General features: G+C 64.5%; 18 protein-coding genes and 1 pseudogene. 9 read left to right on the top strand and 10 right to left on the bottom strand.

What is annotated here, in order from left to right:
* Positions 1-7 precede the first annotated feature (7 nt).
* The 5 genes from SYNGFB01_RS10945 to SYNGFB01_RS14710 all read left to right on the top strand — a co-directional run bounded on the left by SYNGFB01_RS10945 (position 8) and on the right by SYNGFB01_RS14710 (position 4,066).
* The gene (locus SYNGFB01_RS10945; protein ID WP_048018038.1) at positions 8-196 is read left to right on the top strand and encodes a hypothetical protein; all 189 of its coding nucleotides are present in this window, start codon (positions 8-10) and stop codon (positions 194-196) included.
* A gap of 22 nt (positions 197-218) precedes the next feature.
* The gene (locus SYNGFB01_RS10940) at positions 219-1,151 is read left to right on the top strand and encodes a multicopper oxidase domain-containing protein (RefSeq protein ID WP_048018037.1); all 933 of its coding nucleotides are present in this window, start codon (positions 219-221) and stop codon (positions 1,149-1,151) included.
* Between the two features lie 905 nt (positions 1,152-2,056).
* Positions 2,057-3,574 carry an iron uptake porin gene (locus SYNGFB01_RS10930; protein ID WP_369795553.1) on the top strand — a complete coding sequence of 506 codons (1,518 nt, stop codon included), beginning with the start codon at positions 2,057-2,059 and terminating at the stop codon, positions 3,572-3,574.
* 92 nt (positions 3,575-3,666) lie between these two features.
* A complete protein-coding gene (locus SYNGFB01_RS10925) occupies positions 3,667-3,861 on the top strand; it encodes a hypothetical protein (RefSeq protein WP_048018035.1) in 195 nt (64 codons plus the stop codon).
* Positions 3,862-3,928: 67 nt separating this feature from the next.
* Positions 3,929-4,066, top strand: a complete 138-nt coding sequence (locus tag SYNGFB01_RS14710; RefSeq protein ID WP_161795890.1) for a hypothetical protein — start codon at positions 3,929-3,931, stop codon at positions 4,064-4,066.
* A gap of 6 nt (positions 4,067-4,072) precedes the next feature.
* On the opposite strand, the gene SYNGFB01_RS10920 is transcribed toward SYNGFB01_RS14710, so the two are convergent.
* The 4 genes from SYNGFB01_RS10920 to SYNGFB01_RS14410 all read right to left on the bottom strand — a co-directional run bounded on the left by SYNGFB01_RS10920 (position 4,073) and on the right by SYNGFB01_RS14410 (position 5,468).
* Positions 4,073-4,300 carry a hypothetical protein gene (locus SYNGFB01_RS10920; RefSeq protein ID WP_048018034.1) on the bottom strand — a complete coding sequence of 76 codons (228 nt, stop codon included), beginning with the start codon at positions 4,298-4,300 and terminating at the stop codon, positions 4,073-4,075.
* Between the two features lie 36 nt (positions 4,301-4,336).
* On the bottom strand, positions 4,337-4,549 hold the full coding sequence (locus SYNGFB01_RS10915) for a hypothetical protein (protein WP_048018033.1): 213 nt from the start codon (positions 4,547-4,549) through the stop codon (positions 4,337-4,339).
* A gap of 188 nt (positions 4,550-4,737) precedes the next feature.
* Positions 4,738-5,106, bottom strand: coding sequence for a hypothetical protein (locus SYNGFB01_RS10910; protein ID WP_048018032.1), 369 nt, complete (start codon positions 5,104-5,106; stop codon positions 4,738-4,740).
* Between the two features lie 95 nt (positions 5,107-5,201).
* The gene (locus SYNGFB01_RS14410; protein ID WP_235300124.1) at positions 5,202-5,468 is read right to left on the bottom strand and encodes a hypothetical protein; all 267 of its coding nucleotides are present in this window, start codon (positions 5,466-5,468) and stop codon (positions 5,202-5,204) included.
* A gap of 250 nt (positions 5,469-5,718) precedes the next feature.
* Between SYNGFB01_RS14410 and SYNGFB01_RS15685 the strand changes: the two genes are divergently transcribed.
* Both SYNGFB01_RS15685 and SYNGFB01_RS10895 read left to right on the top strand, forming a co-directional pair.
* Positions 5,719-6,276: a DUF1651 domain-containing protein gene (locus tag SYNGFB01_RS15685; RefSeq protein WP_235300123.1), complete on the top strand. Its 558-nt coding sequence runs from the start codon at positions 5,719-5,721 to the stop codon at positions 6,274-6,276.
* A gap of 14 nt (positions 6,277-6,290) precedes the next feature.
* The gene (locus tag SYNGFB01_RS10895; protein ID WP_048018062.1) at positions 6,291-6,974 is read left to right on the top strand and encodes a cupin domain-containing protein; all 684 of its coding nucleotides are present in this window, start codon (positions 6,291-6,293) and stop codon (positions 6,972-6,974) included.
* A 41-nt stretch (positions 6,975-7,015) separates the two neighbouring features.
* On the opposite strand, the pseudogene katG reads toward SYNGFB01_RS10895, so the two are convergent.
* Positions 7,016-9,219 (bottom strand): annotated as a pseudogene (gene katG, locus SYNGFB01_RS10890) (catalase/peroxidase HPI).
* 168 nt (positions 9,220-9,387) lie between these two features.
* Here katG and SYNGFB01_RS14705 point away from each other — a divergent pair.
* Both SYNGFB01_RS14705 and SYNGFB01_RS14405 read left to right on the top strand, forming a co-directional pair.
* Entirely contained in the window at positions 9,388-9,564 is a 177-nt protein-coding gene (locus tag SYNGFB01_RS14705) for a hypothetical protein (protein WP_161795888.1), read from the top strand.
* A 48-nt stretch (positions 9,565-9,612) separates the two neighbouring features.
* Positions 9,613-10,035 carry a hypothetical protein gene (locus tag SYNGFB01_RS14405; RefSeq protein WP_048018031.1) on the top strand — a complete coding sequence of 141 codons (423 nt, stop codon included), beginning with the start codon at positions 9,613-9,615 and terminating at the stop codon, positions 10,033-10,035.
* Here the strand turns inward: SYNGFB01_RS14405 and SYNGFB01_RS10880 are convergent.
* From SYNGFB01_RS10880 to SYNGFB01_RS10870, 5 genes are all read right to left on the bottom strand, one after another.
* A complete protein-coding gene (locus SYNGFB01_RS10880) occupies positions 9,969-11,264 on the bottom strand; it encodes a DUF2252 domain-containing protein (RefSeq protein ID WP_235300122.1) in 1,296 nt (431 codons plus the stop codon). The genes SYNGFB01_RS14405 and SYNGFB01_RS10880 overlap by 67 nt on opposite strands.
* 883 nt (positions 11,265-12,147) lie before the next feature.
* A complete protein-coding gene (locus SYNGFB01_RS14400; protein ID WP_152669632.1) occupies positions 12,148-12,534 on the bottom strand; it encodes a hypothetical protein in 387 nt (128 codons plus the stop codon).
* An 862-nt stretch (positions 12,535-13,396) separates the two neighbouring features.
* Positions 13,397-14,305, bottom strand: a complete 909-nt coding sequence (locus tag SYNGFB01_RS16520; RefSeq protein ID WP_152669631.1) for a Ser-Thr-rich GPI-anchored membrane family protein — start codon at positions 14,303-14,305, stop codon at positions 13,397-13,399.
* 281 nt (positions 14,306-14,586) lie between these two features.
* Positions 14,587-16,107 (bottom strand): GMC oxidoreductase, encoded by a 1,521-nt coding sequence (locus SYNGFB01_RS10875; protein WP_048018029.1) that lies wholly within the window; start codon positions 16,105-16,107, stop codon positions 14,587-14,589.
* 13 nt (positions 16,108-16,120) lie between these two features.
* Positions 16,121-16,696: a cytochrome c oxidase subunit 3 gene (locus tag SYNGFB01_RS10870; RefSeq protein ID WP_048018028.1), complete on the bottom strand. Its 576-nt coding sequence runs from the start codon at positions 16,694-16,696 to the stop codon at positions 16,121-16,123.
* Position 16,697 lies beyond the last annotated feature (1 nt).

The raw sequence follows: 16,697 nt of genomic DNA, 5'->3' as shown, positions 1-16,697 counted from the left end.
CATCCCCATGAAACGCCAGAGCATGGCCCTGTTCCTGACGACCGTGGCCCTGGCCGGCGGAACGCTCGCCTGCGGCAAGGCTCCCGAAGCCGGTGAACAGGGAGGCGATCAGGAGCAGCAACAGCAGCAGCACCAGACGCAACCCGCTCCCGCCAACCAGAACGGCGGCGAAGGTGGCGAGGGCGGCGAAGGCTGAGGCCAGCGCTCCGCAGGCACCCGTGCAGCCCATCAGCCGCCGTCAGCTCCTCACCGCCAGCGGCCTGCTGCTGGCCGGCGGCTCCCTGCTGGGCCTGGACCTGCAGCGCTCAGCGGCGGCCATGAGCGAATCCGCCCGCCCGCTGCCCTTCAATCCGCAGGAGTGCCTGCGCAGCTTCGAACGGGGACGGCTGCTGGAGGAGGGCGGGCGCCGCGTACGCGTGTTCGAGGTGGAAGCCCGCAGCATCACCCTGCCGCTGGGTGGTGAGGTGCTGTTCAAGGCGTGGACGCTCAACGGCCGGATCCCCGGGCCCACGCTGCGGGCCCGCGAGGGCGAGCGGATCCGCGTGGTGTTCCGCAACGGAGACAGCACCTCCCACAGCCTTCACTTCCATGGGGTGCATCCCGCCGAAGTGGACGGCATCGAGCCGGTACTCAAGGGGCGCACCGCCATCTATGAATTCGACCTGGAGCGGGCGGGTCTCTACCCCTATCACTGCCACGTGGCGCCGGTCTCCAGGCATGTGGGCAAGGGCCTGTTCGGCCTGCTGGTGGTGGATCCGGTGGCGCCTCGGACAGCGGCGGATGAACTGGTGCTGGTGATGGGCGGCTACGACCTCAACAACGATGGCCGCAACGAGCTCTATGCCTTCAACGGCATCCCCGACGCNTACATGCACGATCCGATCCGGATCCGTCGGAACGCCCCGGTGCGGCTCTACCTGCTCAACATGACGGAACTGGAGGGTCCGCTCACCTTCCATCTCCATGCCAATGAATTCAAGGTGATCCGTCCTGGCTGGATTGAAACCACCGACGTGGTGACGCTGGGGGTGGCCGAACGCCAGATCCTCGAGTTCTCCTTCCCCTTCCCCGGGCGCTACATGGTGCACCCCCACCAGGATCAGATCGCCGAGCGGGGCTGCATGGGCTTCTTTGAGGTGGTGACGGCCTGATCCAGCCAGCACAGCCGACTGGGCACAGGCGGCTGTGCCATTGGTCACCTGGCGCCTTGGCAATGGGTCAGCTGCGGGAGCTGGCAAGGAGAAAGGATGACAACGGCTCCCTGTCGCCCCATGCCCCGTCCTCGCCGTGCCCTTGAGATCTTCCTCAGCGTGGGGGCGACAGCGGGCCTGCTGGCCTCAGCGATCCGTGCTCCCCACGCGCTTGCCCAGCAGCATCACGCCATTGAACGGAGTGCCGAGGGCGGTGAAGGAGGGGAAGGCGGAGAAGCCGGTCCTGCCAGTGCCGTCCAGAGCGATCTCGATGTGCTGCTGGTGCTGGCCCAGATGCAGGGGCACCTGCTGGTGGCGCAGGAGCTGCTGGATCAACGGCAATACAACGCCGCCGAGCCCCACGTGGGCCATCCGGTGGATGAGCTCTACGGCGTGCTGCAGCCAGCCCTGCAGAGCCGGGGCATTCCGCCCTTCCTGCCCGCGCTGGAAGCATTGCGCCAGCAGGTTCGCCTCAACCCGGGCNCCCNTGAAACCGCCGTCAGCCTGGCGAAGGCTCAGCAGGCCCTTGCAGCGGTGACCCAGTCGGTGAAAGGAGACACCAGAGCGCCGGATCCGATGGTGCTCGCGGTGGTGCGCCAGCTGGGCGAAACCGCCGCGGCCGAATACGACGCGGCCCTTGCCGGCGATCAGGTGGTGGAAGTGATCGAATATCAGGACGCCCGTGGTTTTCTGCTCGAGGCGCAGCGGCTCCTCAGCGGGGCGATCGCCAGCCAGCCTGCCGACGCCGCCGCGCTGAAAGCCAGACAAGCCACGATTGGCGCGATGCTGCAGGCCTTCCCCACCGTGATGCCGCCTCAGAAGGCCGTGTTGAGCGTGGCCCAGCTGCAGCACCTGCAACAACAGCTGTGAGTGCAGTGCTCGCCACCGCCACCACCATGGGCAGCAGGCTGGGCCCGCTGCTGCTGGCCCCGGCCCTGCTGGGGGTGATGACACCCTGGAGCGTCGGTGCAGGCGAACTGAACCTCCCAGACGTTGCCCGCTACACAGGCCCAGCCACGGGGGCCGAGCAGCTCACCAGCATCAGCCGGTTCACCGATGTTCGCCCCGGCGACTGGGCTTACCAGGCCCTGAGCAACCTGGTGGAACGCTACGGCTGCGTGGCCGGCTACCCCGATGGCAGCTATCGCGGCGGTCGTGCCCTGACCCGCTTCGAGGCGGCCGCCCTGCTCCACGCCTGCCTGGATCGGGTCACCGAGGTGAGCGATGAGCTCAAGGGTCTGATCAGCGCGTTCGAGCCCGAGCTGGCCGTGCTCCAGGGCCGGGTGGATGGCCTCGAGGCCAAGGCGGGCGAACTGGAGGCCAGCCAGTTCTCCACCACCACCAACCTCTCGGGCCTGGCCACCTTCGTGGTGGGAGGGGTGAGCAACAATCCCGCCGGCGAGCAGGTCACCTTCAGCTATGACCTGCAGCTGAATCTCGACACCAGCTTCAGCGGCAGGGATCTGCTGCGCACGGTGCTGCGGGCCGGCAACTTCGACGGCGATGGCAATGCCTTCGGCGGCGGCCTGTCCACCCTCGAGATCGCCTTCCAGCAAGAGGGCGGACCTGATGTGGTGGGGATCGACAAGCTCTTCTACCAGTTCCCGATCGGTAGGCAGTTCACGGCCACCCTCGNGCNCCGGGTGGGTCAGGAGGACATGCTCGCCCTCTGGCCCAGCGCCTATCCCAGCGACACCATCCTCAACGTGCTCACCCTCAACGGGGCACCGCTGGCCTACAACAAGAACCTCGGCCCCGGCCTGGGCCTGTGGTGGCAGCACAACGGCTGGAGTGTGAGCGCCAACGTTGTGGCGGCCAATGGTGCCGATTCCAGTCAGGGCCTGTTCAGCAGCGATTCCGCTGGCACCGGGACCCTGCAGCTGGGCTACGGCCAGGAGCGCTGGGGCATCGCCGCGATCTATTCCCATCTCGATGCTGGCGTGGGCGTGCCGGGTGCCACCCCCTTCATCACCACCGCCATCGAAGCCACCGGCGCCACCAGCGATGCCTACGGCTTCAGTGGTTTCTGGCAACCCGCGGACAGCGGCTGGATCCCCTCGATCAGCGGCGGTTATGGGCTGAATCGCAGTTCCGGCGGCGGCCTGCGCGCCAGCCAGTCGTGGATGGTGGGTCTGCAGTGGGCGGATGTGCTCGCCAAAGGCAACAGCTTCGGCATGGGCGTGGGCCAGCCGGCGTTTGCCACCGCCACCCGCAGCGGGGTCGACACCGAGACGGGTGTGTGGGCCTGGGAGTGGTGGTACCAGTGGCAGGTCAGCGATGCCATCTCGGTGACGCCGGCGATCTTCTATCTCAACAACCCCGGCGGCAACGAGGGCGGTCAGGCTCAGTTCGGCGCCCTGCTCAAGACCAGCTTCCGGTTCTGAGTCAGCCGCCACCAGGCCCGCCGCGTTCTGGTTGGAGGCGCCCTTCGAGAGTGACCCTCGGATCACAACACCACCCCAGCGGGACCACGGCCGTGACCAAGGAGCTCCTGCTGGCACTGGGCATTCCCGCGGTCTACCTGCTGGTCACCACCACGCTGCTGCTGCGGAGTTCACTGCCCCTGCCGCCGCTTCTGCAGCGCCTGAGCACCCGCCGCGCCATCGCCTGGAACACGATGGTGGGCCTCTCCATCGGTCTCGGTGCCCTGCGGTGGGCCCTCAGCCGGTGACCGCTCCCACACAAAGCGTGCCCGACCCGCAGCTGGCCCATACCCTCAGGGCATTCACCGAACACCCATGAGACGTCTGCTGGTCCTTGCCCTCACCGCAGGCACCGTGCTGCTGGGGCTGACCGGCAGCAGCCGGGCCTGTGAGAAGCACATGAATGGGCACCAGAACGGCTCCGACACCGAGGTGGAGGGCAGAGCCCGCTGAAGGGCTTCAGGCCCTTCCGGGGCGTTTCACGACCCGCCTGCTGAAGCGCTTCTGAACGCCGGGCAGCAGCGACTGCTGAATCTGCCAGAGGAAGGCATCGAGGCGCTGGCGCCGCTCGTCGGACGTATCGATGTGATCGGAGAAGGCACCGGCGTGGCACAGATCCACGAGCAGATCAACCTCCTCGGCGCTGAGGCAAAGCAGATGGTCATCGCCAAGACGGGAAACCTTCATCGGCGGGGAACCCTCATCGGTGGTGCCTGTTGACCTTCAGCAATTCTGCTCCCTGTCGCCCTGAACGGCGCAAGGCGCCCTGAGCCCGTCGAACAGCTGGGCGAGCACGGTGGCCATCTCAGCCGGCAGCGTGGTGTTGGGAACCGACTGGGAGGCCAGCACCACCAGGGCGCAGGCGTCGACCACAAGCGACGCCTCCCGATCCGAGAGGACGACCAGGTGCTCGTGGCGCGTGTGCGTGATCCGCATGCGTCGAGGGTGTCTACCTGTTAGACGGTAGACCCGACGGCGCTCCTGTCCACAAGTCCGTAATCTCCAGTCCAGTCCAGAACAGGCGAGCGTGCCATGACGTGGGCGATCCGGCAGCCCAGTTCGGGGCAGCGTCAGCCTGTGTGACAACAGGGATCGCGGAGCAGGGCGTTCGAGGGCGAGCCCATCTACCTGGCCAGCCGCCATCGCCGCACGGTGGCGAACAGCAGCAGAGCCACCCCAAGCTGGGTCACCAGAAGGCCATCGGAGGCCCAGGGAAGCTCAGGACAGCGGAATCCACTGGTGAACTGGGTGAGGATCTGCACGAGCCCGCTGAAGATCGCGCAGAACATCACCAGCAGAACGACAGGGAACATCACCAGAGGCATGATCAGGCCGATCAACGTGAGTGCCATCCCAGTCACCTGAAGCACCGATAGCCAGCGCCGACTGCGACGCGATGGCGCCGAGACCGGAACCAGAAAGGCCACCAGAAGTGGGATCAGCAGCGTCACACTCCAGCCGATCAGTTCAGGTGTGGGATGGGGAAGCGCCATGGACGGCGGCGGACCAGGGTGAGAGGGCCTCCTAGCGACCACTCCTGACATACGGAGCGGCGAAGCAGTTCGAGACCATTCGACCATCAGCCGTTTCATCCGTGCGCACGACATCGGCGATCGTTCTGCAGCCGAAGGTAACTGCGATAGACCGCTTCGCCGGGGTTTGCAGCGAAGCGCAGCACGAGAGTGTTGCCTGCTGGTCGCAACACAGACTCGTACTGGTGATTGTTGATCCGCACCTCCCCCCAAAGGCGCAGATCGGGTTCTCTCTGGGCGACCAACTCTCTGTCTCCAGCTTCGATCACCTGCTCAGGCAACAGCACACCATGCAGCCGAACGCTGACACGGCCCGGCACCACCTGAACCAGTCGCCAGCCGCGGGATCAGCACGAAACGGCGTGAAGACGATCGCTTCACTCACCACCTCGCCCATTGCCGGTGAAGCAAGAGGCACCAATGGCCCCAGGGAGAGCAGCGCCGGCAAGGCAAGACCATGCAGACGCGCCAGCATCGGCATGACCCCTGGAGCAGGGCCAGACCCGGAGCGGGCTGGATGGTGACACCACTCCCATCCTGCGCTAGTACAGGTGTACCCCTGCTGATGCGGTCATGGTCCCCGTCCCCCTTGCGTTCGTCCAGCCCTCCCGCAACGAGCCCCCCGAGGCGTGGCCGCAGCTGGATCAGCGCGTTCTGCGACCGAGCCGCAGCCGTTCGGTCTGCCTCACCTGTCATTTCTTCCGCCATCACCCCGGAGCCGATGGCATTCCCCTGCTCGCCTGCCATCTGCACCAGGGGCTGATCGGCCAGGGCGAGCAGATCATCCAGTGCTGTGCCAACTGGACCGACGACCTGGTGCGCCAACGGGGCTGGGCGCGGAGGTGGCCTGAGCAGGGCATGCCGATCGATGACGGCAGCAGCCGCCCAGCGTTCTCGCCCCGCGAAGGCTGGCTCAGCGATGGCCGGCAGGTGCTCCACTTCCGCCCGGTGCATGACGCCCGCTGGAACCAGGCCCTGGAGATCACCGCGGGCGAGCTGATTCCCGGCGAGCCCGTGCCACTGCTCAAGCGCCGGATGGAACTCAGGCGCGAGGACGCCATCCGGTTGTGGCGACAGAAGCGACAGCAGGGCTGGAAGGCCTGCCCACCGCAGTGGAGAGCACCGGGTTGAGCACAATCGATCCCATGGACCTTTACGCCGACCTCCGCCAGCCCGTGATGCTCGACACCGGCTCCCTGGCCTGGGCCCCTTCGCCGATGGCGGGGGTGGAGCGGCGGATGCTCGATCGCCGCGGCGGTGAAGTGGCCNGTGCCACCTCGATCGTGCGCTATGCCGCCGGCAGCCGCTTCGATCGCCACAGCCATGGCGGTGGCGAGGAAATCCTGGTGCTGGACGGTGTCTTCTCCGATGAGCAGGGCAGCTATCCGGCCGGCACCTACCTGCGCAATCCGGTGGGCTCCAGCCACGCCCCCTTCAGCGATGCGGGCTGCACGATCCTGGTGAAGCTGCATCAGATGCACCCTGCCGATCGGCAGCACGTGCGGCTCGACACCACCCGAGAAGCCTGGCTGCCCGGGCTGGTGCCGGGGTTGGAGGTGATGCCGCTGCACACCTTCGGCTCCGAACACGTGGCCCTGGTGCGCTGGGCGCCTGGCACGGTGTTTCAGCCCCACGGCCATCCCGGCGGCGAGGAGATCCTGGTGCTCGACGGCGTGTTCCAGGACGAGCACGGCAGCTATCCGGCCGGCAGCTGGCTGCGCAATCCGCCGGGCAGTGCTCACCGACCCTGGAGCGAGGCCGGCTGCACGATCTGGGTGAAGACCGGCCACCTGCCGAGCACCCTGGGGCCCGACGGTTCAGAAGCGTGAGCCTGGGGTCAGCAGAGAGGCCGGTTCCTCACCGCTGCTGCTCAGCGCTTGAAATCGAAGCGATCGGCGTTCATCACCTTCACCCAGGCGGCCACGAAGTCGCTCACCAACCTGGCAGCCCCATCGCTCTGGGCATACACCTCGGCGATGGCCCGCAGCTGGGAGTTGGAGCCGAACACCAGATCCACCCGGGTGCCGGTCCAGCGCAGCTCGCCGCTGCGCCGGTCGCGGCCCTCGAACAGCTCGCCGGACTCATCCACAGGGGCCCAGGTGGTGGCCATGTCGAGCAGGTTCACGAAGAAGTCGTTGCTCAGCACTCCCGGCCGCTCCGTGAAGACCCCGTGGCGCACTCCGCCGGTGTTGGCGCCCAGCACCCGCAGACCGCCCACCAGCACGGTCATCTCCGGGGCGCTCAGGCCCAGCAACTGGGCGCGGTCGACCAGCAGATGCTCGGCGGCCACGCTCATCGAGCCCCTCTGCCAGTTGCGGAAGCCATCGGCCTGGGGCTCCATCACCGCGAAGGAGTGAGCATCCGTCTGCTCCTGGCCGGCATCCATCCGGCCCGGACTGAACGGCACGGCCACCGCGTGACCGGCCGCGGCCGCCGCCAGCTCCACCCCCACGCCGCCGGCGAGCACGATCAGATCCGCCAGCGACAGCCGCACCCCATCACCGCGGGAGGCGTTGAAGCCCTGCTGGATGCCCTCGAGCACGCCCAGCACCCGCTGCAGCTGCTCGGGCTGGTTCACGGCCCAGTCCCGCTGGGGCGCGAGACGCACGCGGGCGCGTTGGCACCGCCGCGCTTGTCGGAGCCGCGGAAGGTGGAGGCGGACGCCCAGGCGGTGGACACCAGCTCGGCGGTGCTGAGGCCGGAGGCCCGCACCCGCTCCTTGAGAGCCGCGATGGCCGCCTCATCCACCAGCGGGTGATCGAGCGCCGGAATCGGGTCCTGCCAGAGGAGGTCTTCCTGCGGCACCTCAGGGCCGAGGTAGAGCACCTTGGGCCCCATGTCGCGGTGGGTGAGCTTGAACCAGGCCCTGGCGAAGGCGTCGGCGAAGGCCTCGGGGTGCTGATGGAAGTGGCGCGAGATCGGCTCGTAGATCGGATCGAAGCGCAGCGACAGATCCGCCGTGGTCATCATCGGCGGGTGCTTGAGCCCGGGGATGTGCGCGTCGGGGATCAGGTGCTCCTCGGGCACGTCCTTGGCCTGCCACTGCCAGGCGCCGGCGGGACTCTTGATCAGCTCCCACTCATAGCCGAACAGCGTGTCGAAGTAGCCCATGTCCCAGCGGGTGGGATGGGGTTTCCAGGCACCCTCGATGCCACTGGTGGTGGCATCGGCACCCTTGCCGCTGCCGTGGCGGTTGCGCCAGCCCAGCCCCTGCTCCTCGAGCGGAGCACCCTCGGGCGGGGGACCCACCAGCTCGGCACTGCCGGCGCCATGGGCCTTGCCGAAGGTGTGGCCACCGGCGGTGAGGGCCACGGTTTCCTCGTCGTTCATCGCCATCCTCGCGAAGGTCTCGCGCACATCGCGTCCGGAGGCCACCGGGTCTGGTACGCCGCCGGGGCNNTCCGGGTTCACGTAGATCAGACCCATCTGCACGGCCGCCAGGGGGCTTTCGAGCTGGCGATCGCCGCTGTAGCGCTCCTCGCCGAGCCAGGTGGACTCCCTGCCCCAGTAGATGTCCTCCTCCGGCTGCCAGATGTCGGCGCGGCCGCCACCGAAACCGAAGCTGCGCAGCCCCATCGATTCGAGCGCACAGTTGCCGGCCAGGATCATCAGATCGGCCCAGGAGATGCGGTTGCCGTACTTCTGCTTGATAGGCCAGAGAAGCCGGCGGGCCTTGTCGAGGTTGCCGTTGTCGGGCCAGCTGTTGATCGGCGCAAAGCGCTGGTTGCCGGTGCCACCGCCACCGCGGCCGTCGGCGGTGCGGTAGGTGCCGGCGCTGTGCCAGGCCATGCGGATGAACAGGCCCCCGTAGTGGCCCCAGTCGGCGGGCCACCAGTCCTGAGAATCGGTCATCAACGCGATCAGGTCGCGCTTGAGGCCGTGGTAATCGAGTTGCCGGAAAGCCTCGGCGTAGTCGAACTGCGGCCCGAGCGGGTTGGAGGCCGGGCCATGCTGATGCAGGATCCCCAGATTGAGCTGATCGGGCCACCAGTCGCGCGGCGAGGGACCTCGGCCCGCGACGGGCAGCGTGGCCGCACCATGGCCGCTGAAGGGGCACTTGCCGAGTTCGGTCATGGGGCTCGGTTGCCTGATCGCACTTCCTGGACCGTAAGCAGAGCGATCGGGGCCAACCGGCGGGGGACACAGTCCTTAGCGCCTCTGGAACTACAGGCCGATCAGGCCGATGGGGCCGTCCTCGCCGATCGTCATCTTCGGCAGCAGCACCCTGCCGGCACGCTGGATGTGAGCCAGCAGGGCTGGGTGGGAGATGGAGGCGAAACAGGACAGGTCGATCAGCCAGGGGAGGAGCAGATCATCGAGATCGGCATCGATGCGGGCCAGGGTGCTGGAGGTGACTCCGGGACCGATCAGGGTGCGATCGACATCCAGGCCAGTTCATGGGTGAACTCAAAGCCCTGAATCAGGCCCTGCTGCCCCACCAGCTCACCCGCCGCCTGGATCCCCGCGGTGAACAGCCTGACCACCATCAGCTGGGAGGAGTTGCGCAGGCCCGAGGGCAAGCAGCCCTACGTGGTGCCGCGCGAACTGGGCGACGACGAGATCCCGGCCATCGTGGAGGGCTTCCGCCTGGCGGCGCGCAACGCCATGGCCGCCGGCTTCGACGGCGTGGAGGTGCATGGCGCCAACGGCTACCTGCTCGATGCGTTCCTGCGCTACAGCAGCAACCACCGCAGCGGCCCGTACGGCGGGCCGATCGCGCACCGGGCCCGGCTGCTGCTGGAGGTGCTGGAGACGGTGGCCTTCGGCACGGCCTTCCTGTCCAATCCCGATCTGCCCGAGCGCATCCGCAGCGGCTCTCGCCGCTACAGATCCTCCTCCACCAGCGCCTCCACGCGTCCTGTCCCGACGGCTTCCAGCAGGGCCTGGTGATCCTGGACGGTCTGATCGGCATACGCCAGAGCGAACTGGCCCATGGCCAGGTCGAACTGATCGCCCTTGCCGAGATAGCCGCTGATCGTTGCGCCATCGCCGGATTTGGCGTGAGCACGGGCCAAGGTCCAGCCGCAGAGCTCGGCATAGCGAAACAGCTGCACCCCAGACAGGCCCTCGATCGGCACAGACATCTTCATGTCCCGTAGCTGGCGTACGTAGAAGTCGTAGCCCNGTTGGCCGCGTGCCCAGCCCAGAAAGATGTCGCTGGACGACTGCAGCAACCGCTGTCCGGTGACCACCCTCTGCCCCTGATTCGCGTATCGGCAGGGTTGGGTGTAGGGCTCGAGAACGGAGCGGCGAGCCTCCTTGACCTGCAGGATCAACGGGTGGTCTTCCTCGGAGAAGAAGAGGGCAATGAAGCAGCGTGTGCCGACGCTGCCGATGCCCACGACTTTCGTGGCGTAGTCNTCCAGTCGATAGCGATCCAACAGCACGCGGCGTTCATCCGAGAGGCTCTGGCGGTAGGCCTTCAGGGCCTCCTGAGCGCGTTCCTCGAAGCCTTCTTCCGTGACATGAAAGATCACCGGCGGCTGATCGACAAAGCGATGCCTGCCGCCCACCTGGCTGACGATCTTGGGGAAGAGATGCTCGATAATGCGCCGGCGTGCTTTGTCCGCCATGCGCTCGCGAAGTTTCTTCGCCTTGGCATCGGGTGCCATGGCAATGATGGTGTCGGCATCGAGCCGGCTGTACCACACGTCCAGCGGACTCATCTGGCTGTACTCGCGCAGGTGTTCTCGATAGGAACGTGCGCATTCAACGGCGGCCGCTTCACCGTCATCATCGCTGATCCCGTTATCCCGCGCAGCCACCACCATGCTGGCCACGAGGCGCTTCAGATCCCATTCCCAGGGTGCGGGATGGGTTTCGTCGAAATCGTTCAGCCCGAAGATCAGATTGCGCTCAGGAGTGGCAAACAGGCCGAAGTTCAGGAGGTGGCAGTCGCCACAGGCCTGCACCTGAATGCCGGTGTTCGGGGTGCTGGACAGATCGTCAGCCATCAACGCAGCAGAACCCCGCAGAAAGGTGAACGGGCTGCGCAGCATCCGCCNATACCGGATGGGGATGAGCTCCGGAAGTCGATCCTGGTTGGAGGCTTCGAGGATCTCAATCGGATCGCGACGGGTGGTCGGCGGTCGCCAAACGGCATGGCTGCTGCGCGGCACTGGATCGCGCAACGACTTGCNGGCCTGGATGCGCTCCGTGCGGGATCGGAATGGAGCTGGCGTGGCCTCACGACCCTCCATGGCTGGTTCGTGATTCATGTCGGCAGTCCTCCTGTTGGGATCGACATCCAGCCTGCGTGGCAGCGTCTGTATACCCATTCTGAGCGGTTCGGGCCCGCGATGACCACGGGCCAGGCACGTCCGGAGCAGCTCAACGACGGCATGTAGACGCAGTCGGCCGGAGGCCATAGCCCCCAGACGCCATGCGCCTCGAGCCGAAGGCGTCACCGAAGAAGTCGGAGCTGGAGCAGGAGAACACCTGGCTGAAGCAAAGACTTGCTGACACCTCCACGACGTCACCGTTAGGGGGCATAAAATGCCGGGTGGCTTCGCGGATGCAGGCACTTCGGCCTTGGCTCCCCGCGCACGCCGGGCTCCAAGGCTAACGCTGCCCCTGAGTTGCAGGCAAGGAGCTTGGGGTGACGCAGCAGGGAGTTGAAGGTGGCCTATCCACTCGAGGGGCCTGTTATGCCGAACAGCAACATGCTACTGAAGACACTCGTTTATTTGAGACAGATCTCGCTATTCCGCGACATACTGAATACCTGCGAATGTACATAGAGACTCTAAAGTCTCAGCAGAGCAGGACAGAGGCTTGATATCAGCAGCCGACTCATAGGATTCCTGAGGATAACTTCTCCAAGCGTCGAGCTTGTTGTGCGCGATAGCAAATAGCATCACGCCAAATGTTGTGGGCGAAACCTGAACATATGGCAATGTCTTGCCTTCGCCCACATAGTTATCGTACTTAAACTGGAACAAAAGGCCAAGCCTATGAAGGACCGTGAGATCTCTGTCGTATTTAATCGATCTTGCGCCAAGCTCAAGGCCCGCAAAAAAACAGATTAGCCGTCTGAACGTCAGAGCTTTGCGCTACATTTATCTCTTGACGCTTGTCAACAAGAATACTCTGCCAGGCTTTATAGATGAGATAATGAAGTTCGAGTTGCCTTGCAGACATTGCCTTTACCGTATCAACATAGTGCACAACTGAATCGTCCTTTCCGTCAGCACTCCGAGCTGACGCAAGCATCCCACCAAAATACTCAGCACATACATCGTCTTCCGTGATAGCTCCATTCCACATCACTTCTCTGGCCGCTCTGATATTTACTTGTTTTCCATCATTATGATCTTCTACTTTGCGGGATGCAACTTCAACAATCTTGTCCCTGCCCCGAACATAAAGCCGGTTTATATCGTCGCCCATTGTTGCCAGAGCTGATCCAAACAACTTAGTACCAATATAGCCCCCCAACGGCAATCGCGGATGTAATCGCTATTTCTTCGCTTGCCATTTCGCTTCGCAGGGCCTGGGGATGTCCTTCTCATTATAGGCAATACCCCAAAGAGCATAACGCTTGTCATCACCTGGCCGCACAGAGTTGATGCTGAATACTCCTTCAGGGCATCAGGCGCCGCGTGGAGGCGGCTCAGGTGAATGGCTGTGTTAGCCAGGCTGCTACACCGGAGGGGAAGAGCAAGTCAGAGATCCTGCGCTGCTCAAACGATCATTGCCCGCGAGGTCTACCGCCTGCTGCAGGCTGGGTGCTCACGCCCGGCAGCCAGGGGAGTCTGAGGCCGAGGTCAAGCAGATCAGGCTCCTACCAAGATGGCCGAACGCNTTCCCAGGACGGTCAGCCATCTTGCTGAGGGGAGCTGGCGCTAAAGCTCGTCTGCTGACCAGCAACCAAGAGGGGTTGACGATGCATAGGAGCACCAATCTGCTGAGACGTCAAACCTAGACAATCAGTGGCCATCACAAAAACGGCTCATACTCGATGAAGAGGGTCGGCATTTCAAACAATGTAATGCATCGGTCGTTATTCTTGCTAAGCCACTCATTCGAGCCTCGAAGCATTAGCCCGTGATTAGGTATTGATCCTACAAGCCATTCCATGATGAGCTCAGTCAGGTCAAGATCACAACTGTCACCAACAGAAGAGAGAGTGGCGACTTGGTGCCAAGTTGTTGCCTGTCCATTATAGGGGGAGTCTAGGACATTCAAGCTGCCAGCACAGCAGCCAGAATTGCTAGCTACCGATCCCTGCCATTTCTGCGTTGAGGATATCTTAAGCCTGAGTGTCGCTTTTTNGGACCTTCTTAGTGATTCCATCGAGGTCAAAGATAAAGAACCCCCGATAGTAAAAACAGAGCTTTCGCTCCTCGCAGAAGCCGTGGCTATAGTTATTCTCATAGCCCACTCTCAGGAGGTTATCCTGCACTGGACTCACCCCGATACCCTTAGTGTCAAGCCCTCCCCCACAATACCAGTGCCGGCTCCACTCATAGCTTCTTTTCCAATAGTTGTCCAGCAACAAGGATGTAAAGGTGCCTGTATTGGCCGCAGTAACGGAGAATGGCGGCGAGTGATCCTCGCAGTCACCTGAGGAATGACGCATTACGACAATATACTTCCCTGGCTCGATATTCTTATTATCCAGAGTTTTGGCAACTTCCCAGGAATAGTATTTTTGGCTAGTCGGGACTGGCGGCGATATTGGGTGAAGGGCTACAATTAAGCCAGAAGAAAATGCTTTGCGCAGATACAGGCTAACCGTCCCACCCAGCTGACCAGGATTTGCCCACTGAATTGTCCTATGACTCCCCAAATCCCAAACATTGAAGCCTGTTGGGCTGGTGATATATAGTTGCTTAGCGGACCGTATCTTAAAAGTAGCATCACTCTCGTCAGCGAGCGAGGTTGTGCCAATTGTCATTATCCGGATGACATAATGCTCCCCGGGTGGAATGGCAAACTCGCCATCGGAGTTTTTCCCGACAGACCATCCAAATGTGAACTCAGAGAATAGCGGGGTCGATTCTTTGATGGTGTAGAGCTTGTTGGTCAGTTTGTCGTAGATCTGGATCGCGATTAGAGTAGATGAAGGAAGGCCGTCCCACTGCCATGCGATTGGACATTTGGAGTTAATAAATAGCTCTTCTCCGCCATTCGGAAACTTAAGTTTTAAGCTCGCCATGACTCATCTAATGCGCTTGGTATGGTGTAGGCAGCCTAACGACGGCCTCGGCTCTAGGCGCCCTTGGCAATAAATCTATAACTAACATAAAATGAAAGCAGATTGGCCTAACTAGTCATTGGACGGTTCCGTGAACCAAGGGAAGGGCTTCCCCACTGTCCGATAACCACACCGGAGCCATGAATCCGTCAGCCGCAAAGTCACCATGGGGCATGGCTTCTGGCCTCCACCACCCAAAGGNTAGACGTGGTTATCGGACCCGAGAACCACGGGTTCAGACCTCACCCCAACACCCCCCGCACCTCCCCCGCCACACGCAAAGCATTGGCGATCACCGTGAGCCNAGGACCCACCGCCGGACAACTCGGAAACACGCTGGCATCCGCGATCCAGAGGTTCTCCAGTTCATGGCAGCGGCCCTGGAGGTTCACCACCGACGTGGCCGGATCACTACCCATCCGGCAGGTGCCGCAGGCCAGGCCCATCACGCTCAGCGGGGCCTCGCCGCGGGGGTAGATCGGGGCTCGCTGCACCACCGTGGTGGCCGGATCGGCCTCGGCTTTCTGGATCGTGTCCAGCCAGCGGTACACCAGCCGGTCGTGGGCTTCGCGGTTGTTGGCGATGTAAGCCACATCGATGCGCTCGCCCCGCACCGTCACCCGGTTCTCCGGGTCGGGCAGCACCGCCGTCATCGCCCACCAGGTGATCGAGCGGTCGGCCAGCCACTCCAGCGCCGGATCCGGCAGCAGCCGGCTCACCAGCGACAGCAGCGGCGGCGACTCGGCGAACAGCGGATCCTGCAGCACCCCGCCGCCGTTGCGGATCGAGCCCAGCGCATAGCTCACGTTCTTGTCGCCCCAGTAGTACTCGGTGAGGCCCAGGGCCGGTGAATAGCGCCCCGAATTGGGGCTGCTGGCCCGCTGCAGGATCGCCGTGAGCTGGGGCTTCATCAGGTTGCGCCCCACCTGATCCGAGCCGTTAGCCAGCCCGCGCGGATGCCGCTCCCCGGCCGAGCGCAGCAAAATCGCCGCCGTGTTCACCGCCCCCGCCGCGAGCACCACCTGCTGCCCCTGGAACAGCCAGCGGTCGCCCGCGATCCGTGCCTCCACCCCCTTCACCTGGCGGCCGGAGGGGTCCACATGCAGCGCCTCCACCTCCGCGCCGCTGCGAACCGTCGCCGGCGTGGCCGCCGCCACGGCCCGCTCCACGCCGAACTGCTCCGCATCGCCGGTGGGATCCGCCGCGTTCTCGCTCCAGCTCAGCGGCAGGTGATACGGCCGCAGCCCCTGGCGCGACAGGTCGGCGTGCAGCTGCTCCAGCACCGGCTCCATCGGCCGCGGTGCATAGGGATACACACCCGCGCGCGGTGGCGCCGTGGGGTCTTCGCCGGCCTGGCCGTGCACCCGGTAGAGCGCCTCGGCCCGGTCGTACCAGGGCTCCAGATCGCAGTAGTGCAGGCCCCACACCGGCGAGCGGCCGTCCTGCATCGCCACCCCCTCGAACTCCGCCTCCCGCAGCCGCTCCAGCACCGCCGCCCAGATCTTGGTGTTGCCCCCCAGCGCATACACCATCTGCGGCTTGAAGGGATCGCCGTCGCTGCCGAACCAGGGCTGCTCCGGGTGGTAGCGCTGCTTGCGGAACAGGTCCACATCCACCACGTTCTGATCCACCAGCGGCAGCCGCTCGCCCCGCTCCAGCAGCAGCACCGTGCGGCCCGCCTCGGCCAGCTCCGCCACCAGGGTGCCGCCGGCCGCACCGCTGCCGATCACCACCACGTCGTAGAGCGTGTCGTCGATGATCATCGCGGGGGCCTCCTCAGCGCTGCCACACGTAGATCAGCACGAACAGCACCACCCAGATCACATCCACGAAGTGCCAGAACAGCGACACGGCCGTCACTCCCACCGAGCCGCCGTCGTAGTTGCCCGGCCGGAAGGAGCGGGCCAGCATCAGGCCCATCAGCAGCACGCCGGTGAGCACGTGCAGGCCGTGGAAGCCGGTGAGCAGGTAGAAGCTGGCGCCATACACGCCATCCCCCAGCCCGAAGGGCAGCCCCGCCCACTCCAGCCCCTGCCCCACCAGGAACACCGTGCCCATGGCCATGGTGAGCAGCCACCAGGCGCGGAACTCCCCCAGCCGGCCCCGGTGCAGGGCCCGCTCGGCAAGCCAGATCACGCCGCTGCTGCTCACCAGCACCACGGTGAAGCGCAGGGGCCCTGCCACCTCCAGACTCTCCACTCCCGGCGGCAGCCACAGGGGTGAGGAGGTCTTGTAGATCGCATAGCCGGCGAACAGCGCCAGAAAGATCACGCTCTCGGAGAGCAGGAAGATCACGAATCCCGTGAGGGTGTGATCGCCGTGGGCATGCTCCTGGGGTGTGGTGGTGGTCATC

It is taken from the genome of Synechococcus sp. GFB01 (assembly GCF_001039265.1).
In the GTDB taxonomy this organism is placed as follows: Bacteria; Cyanobacteriota; Cyanobacteriia; order PCC-6307; family Cyanobiaceae; genus NIES-981.
Note: the sequence above shows the minus strand (reverse complement) of the source record. Positions and strands in the feature narration are given on the sequence as shown.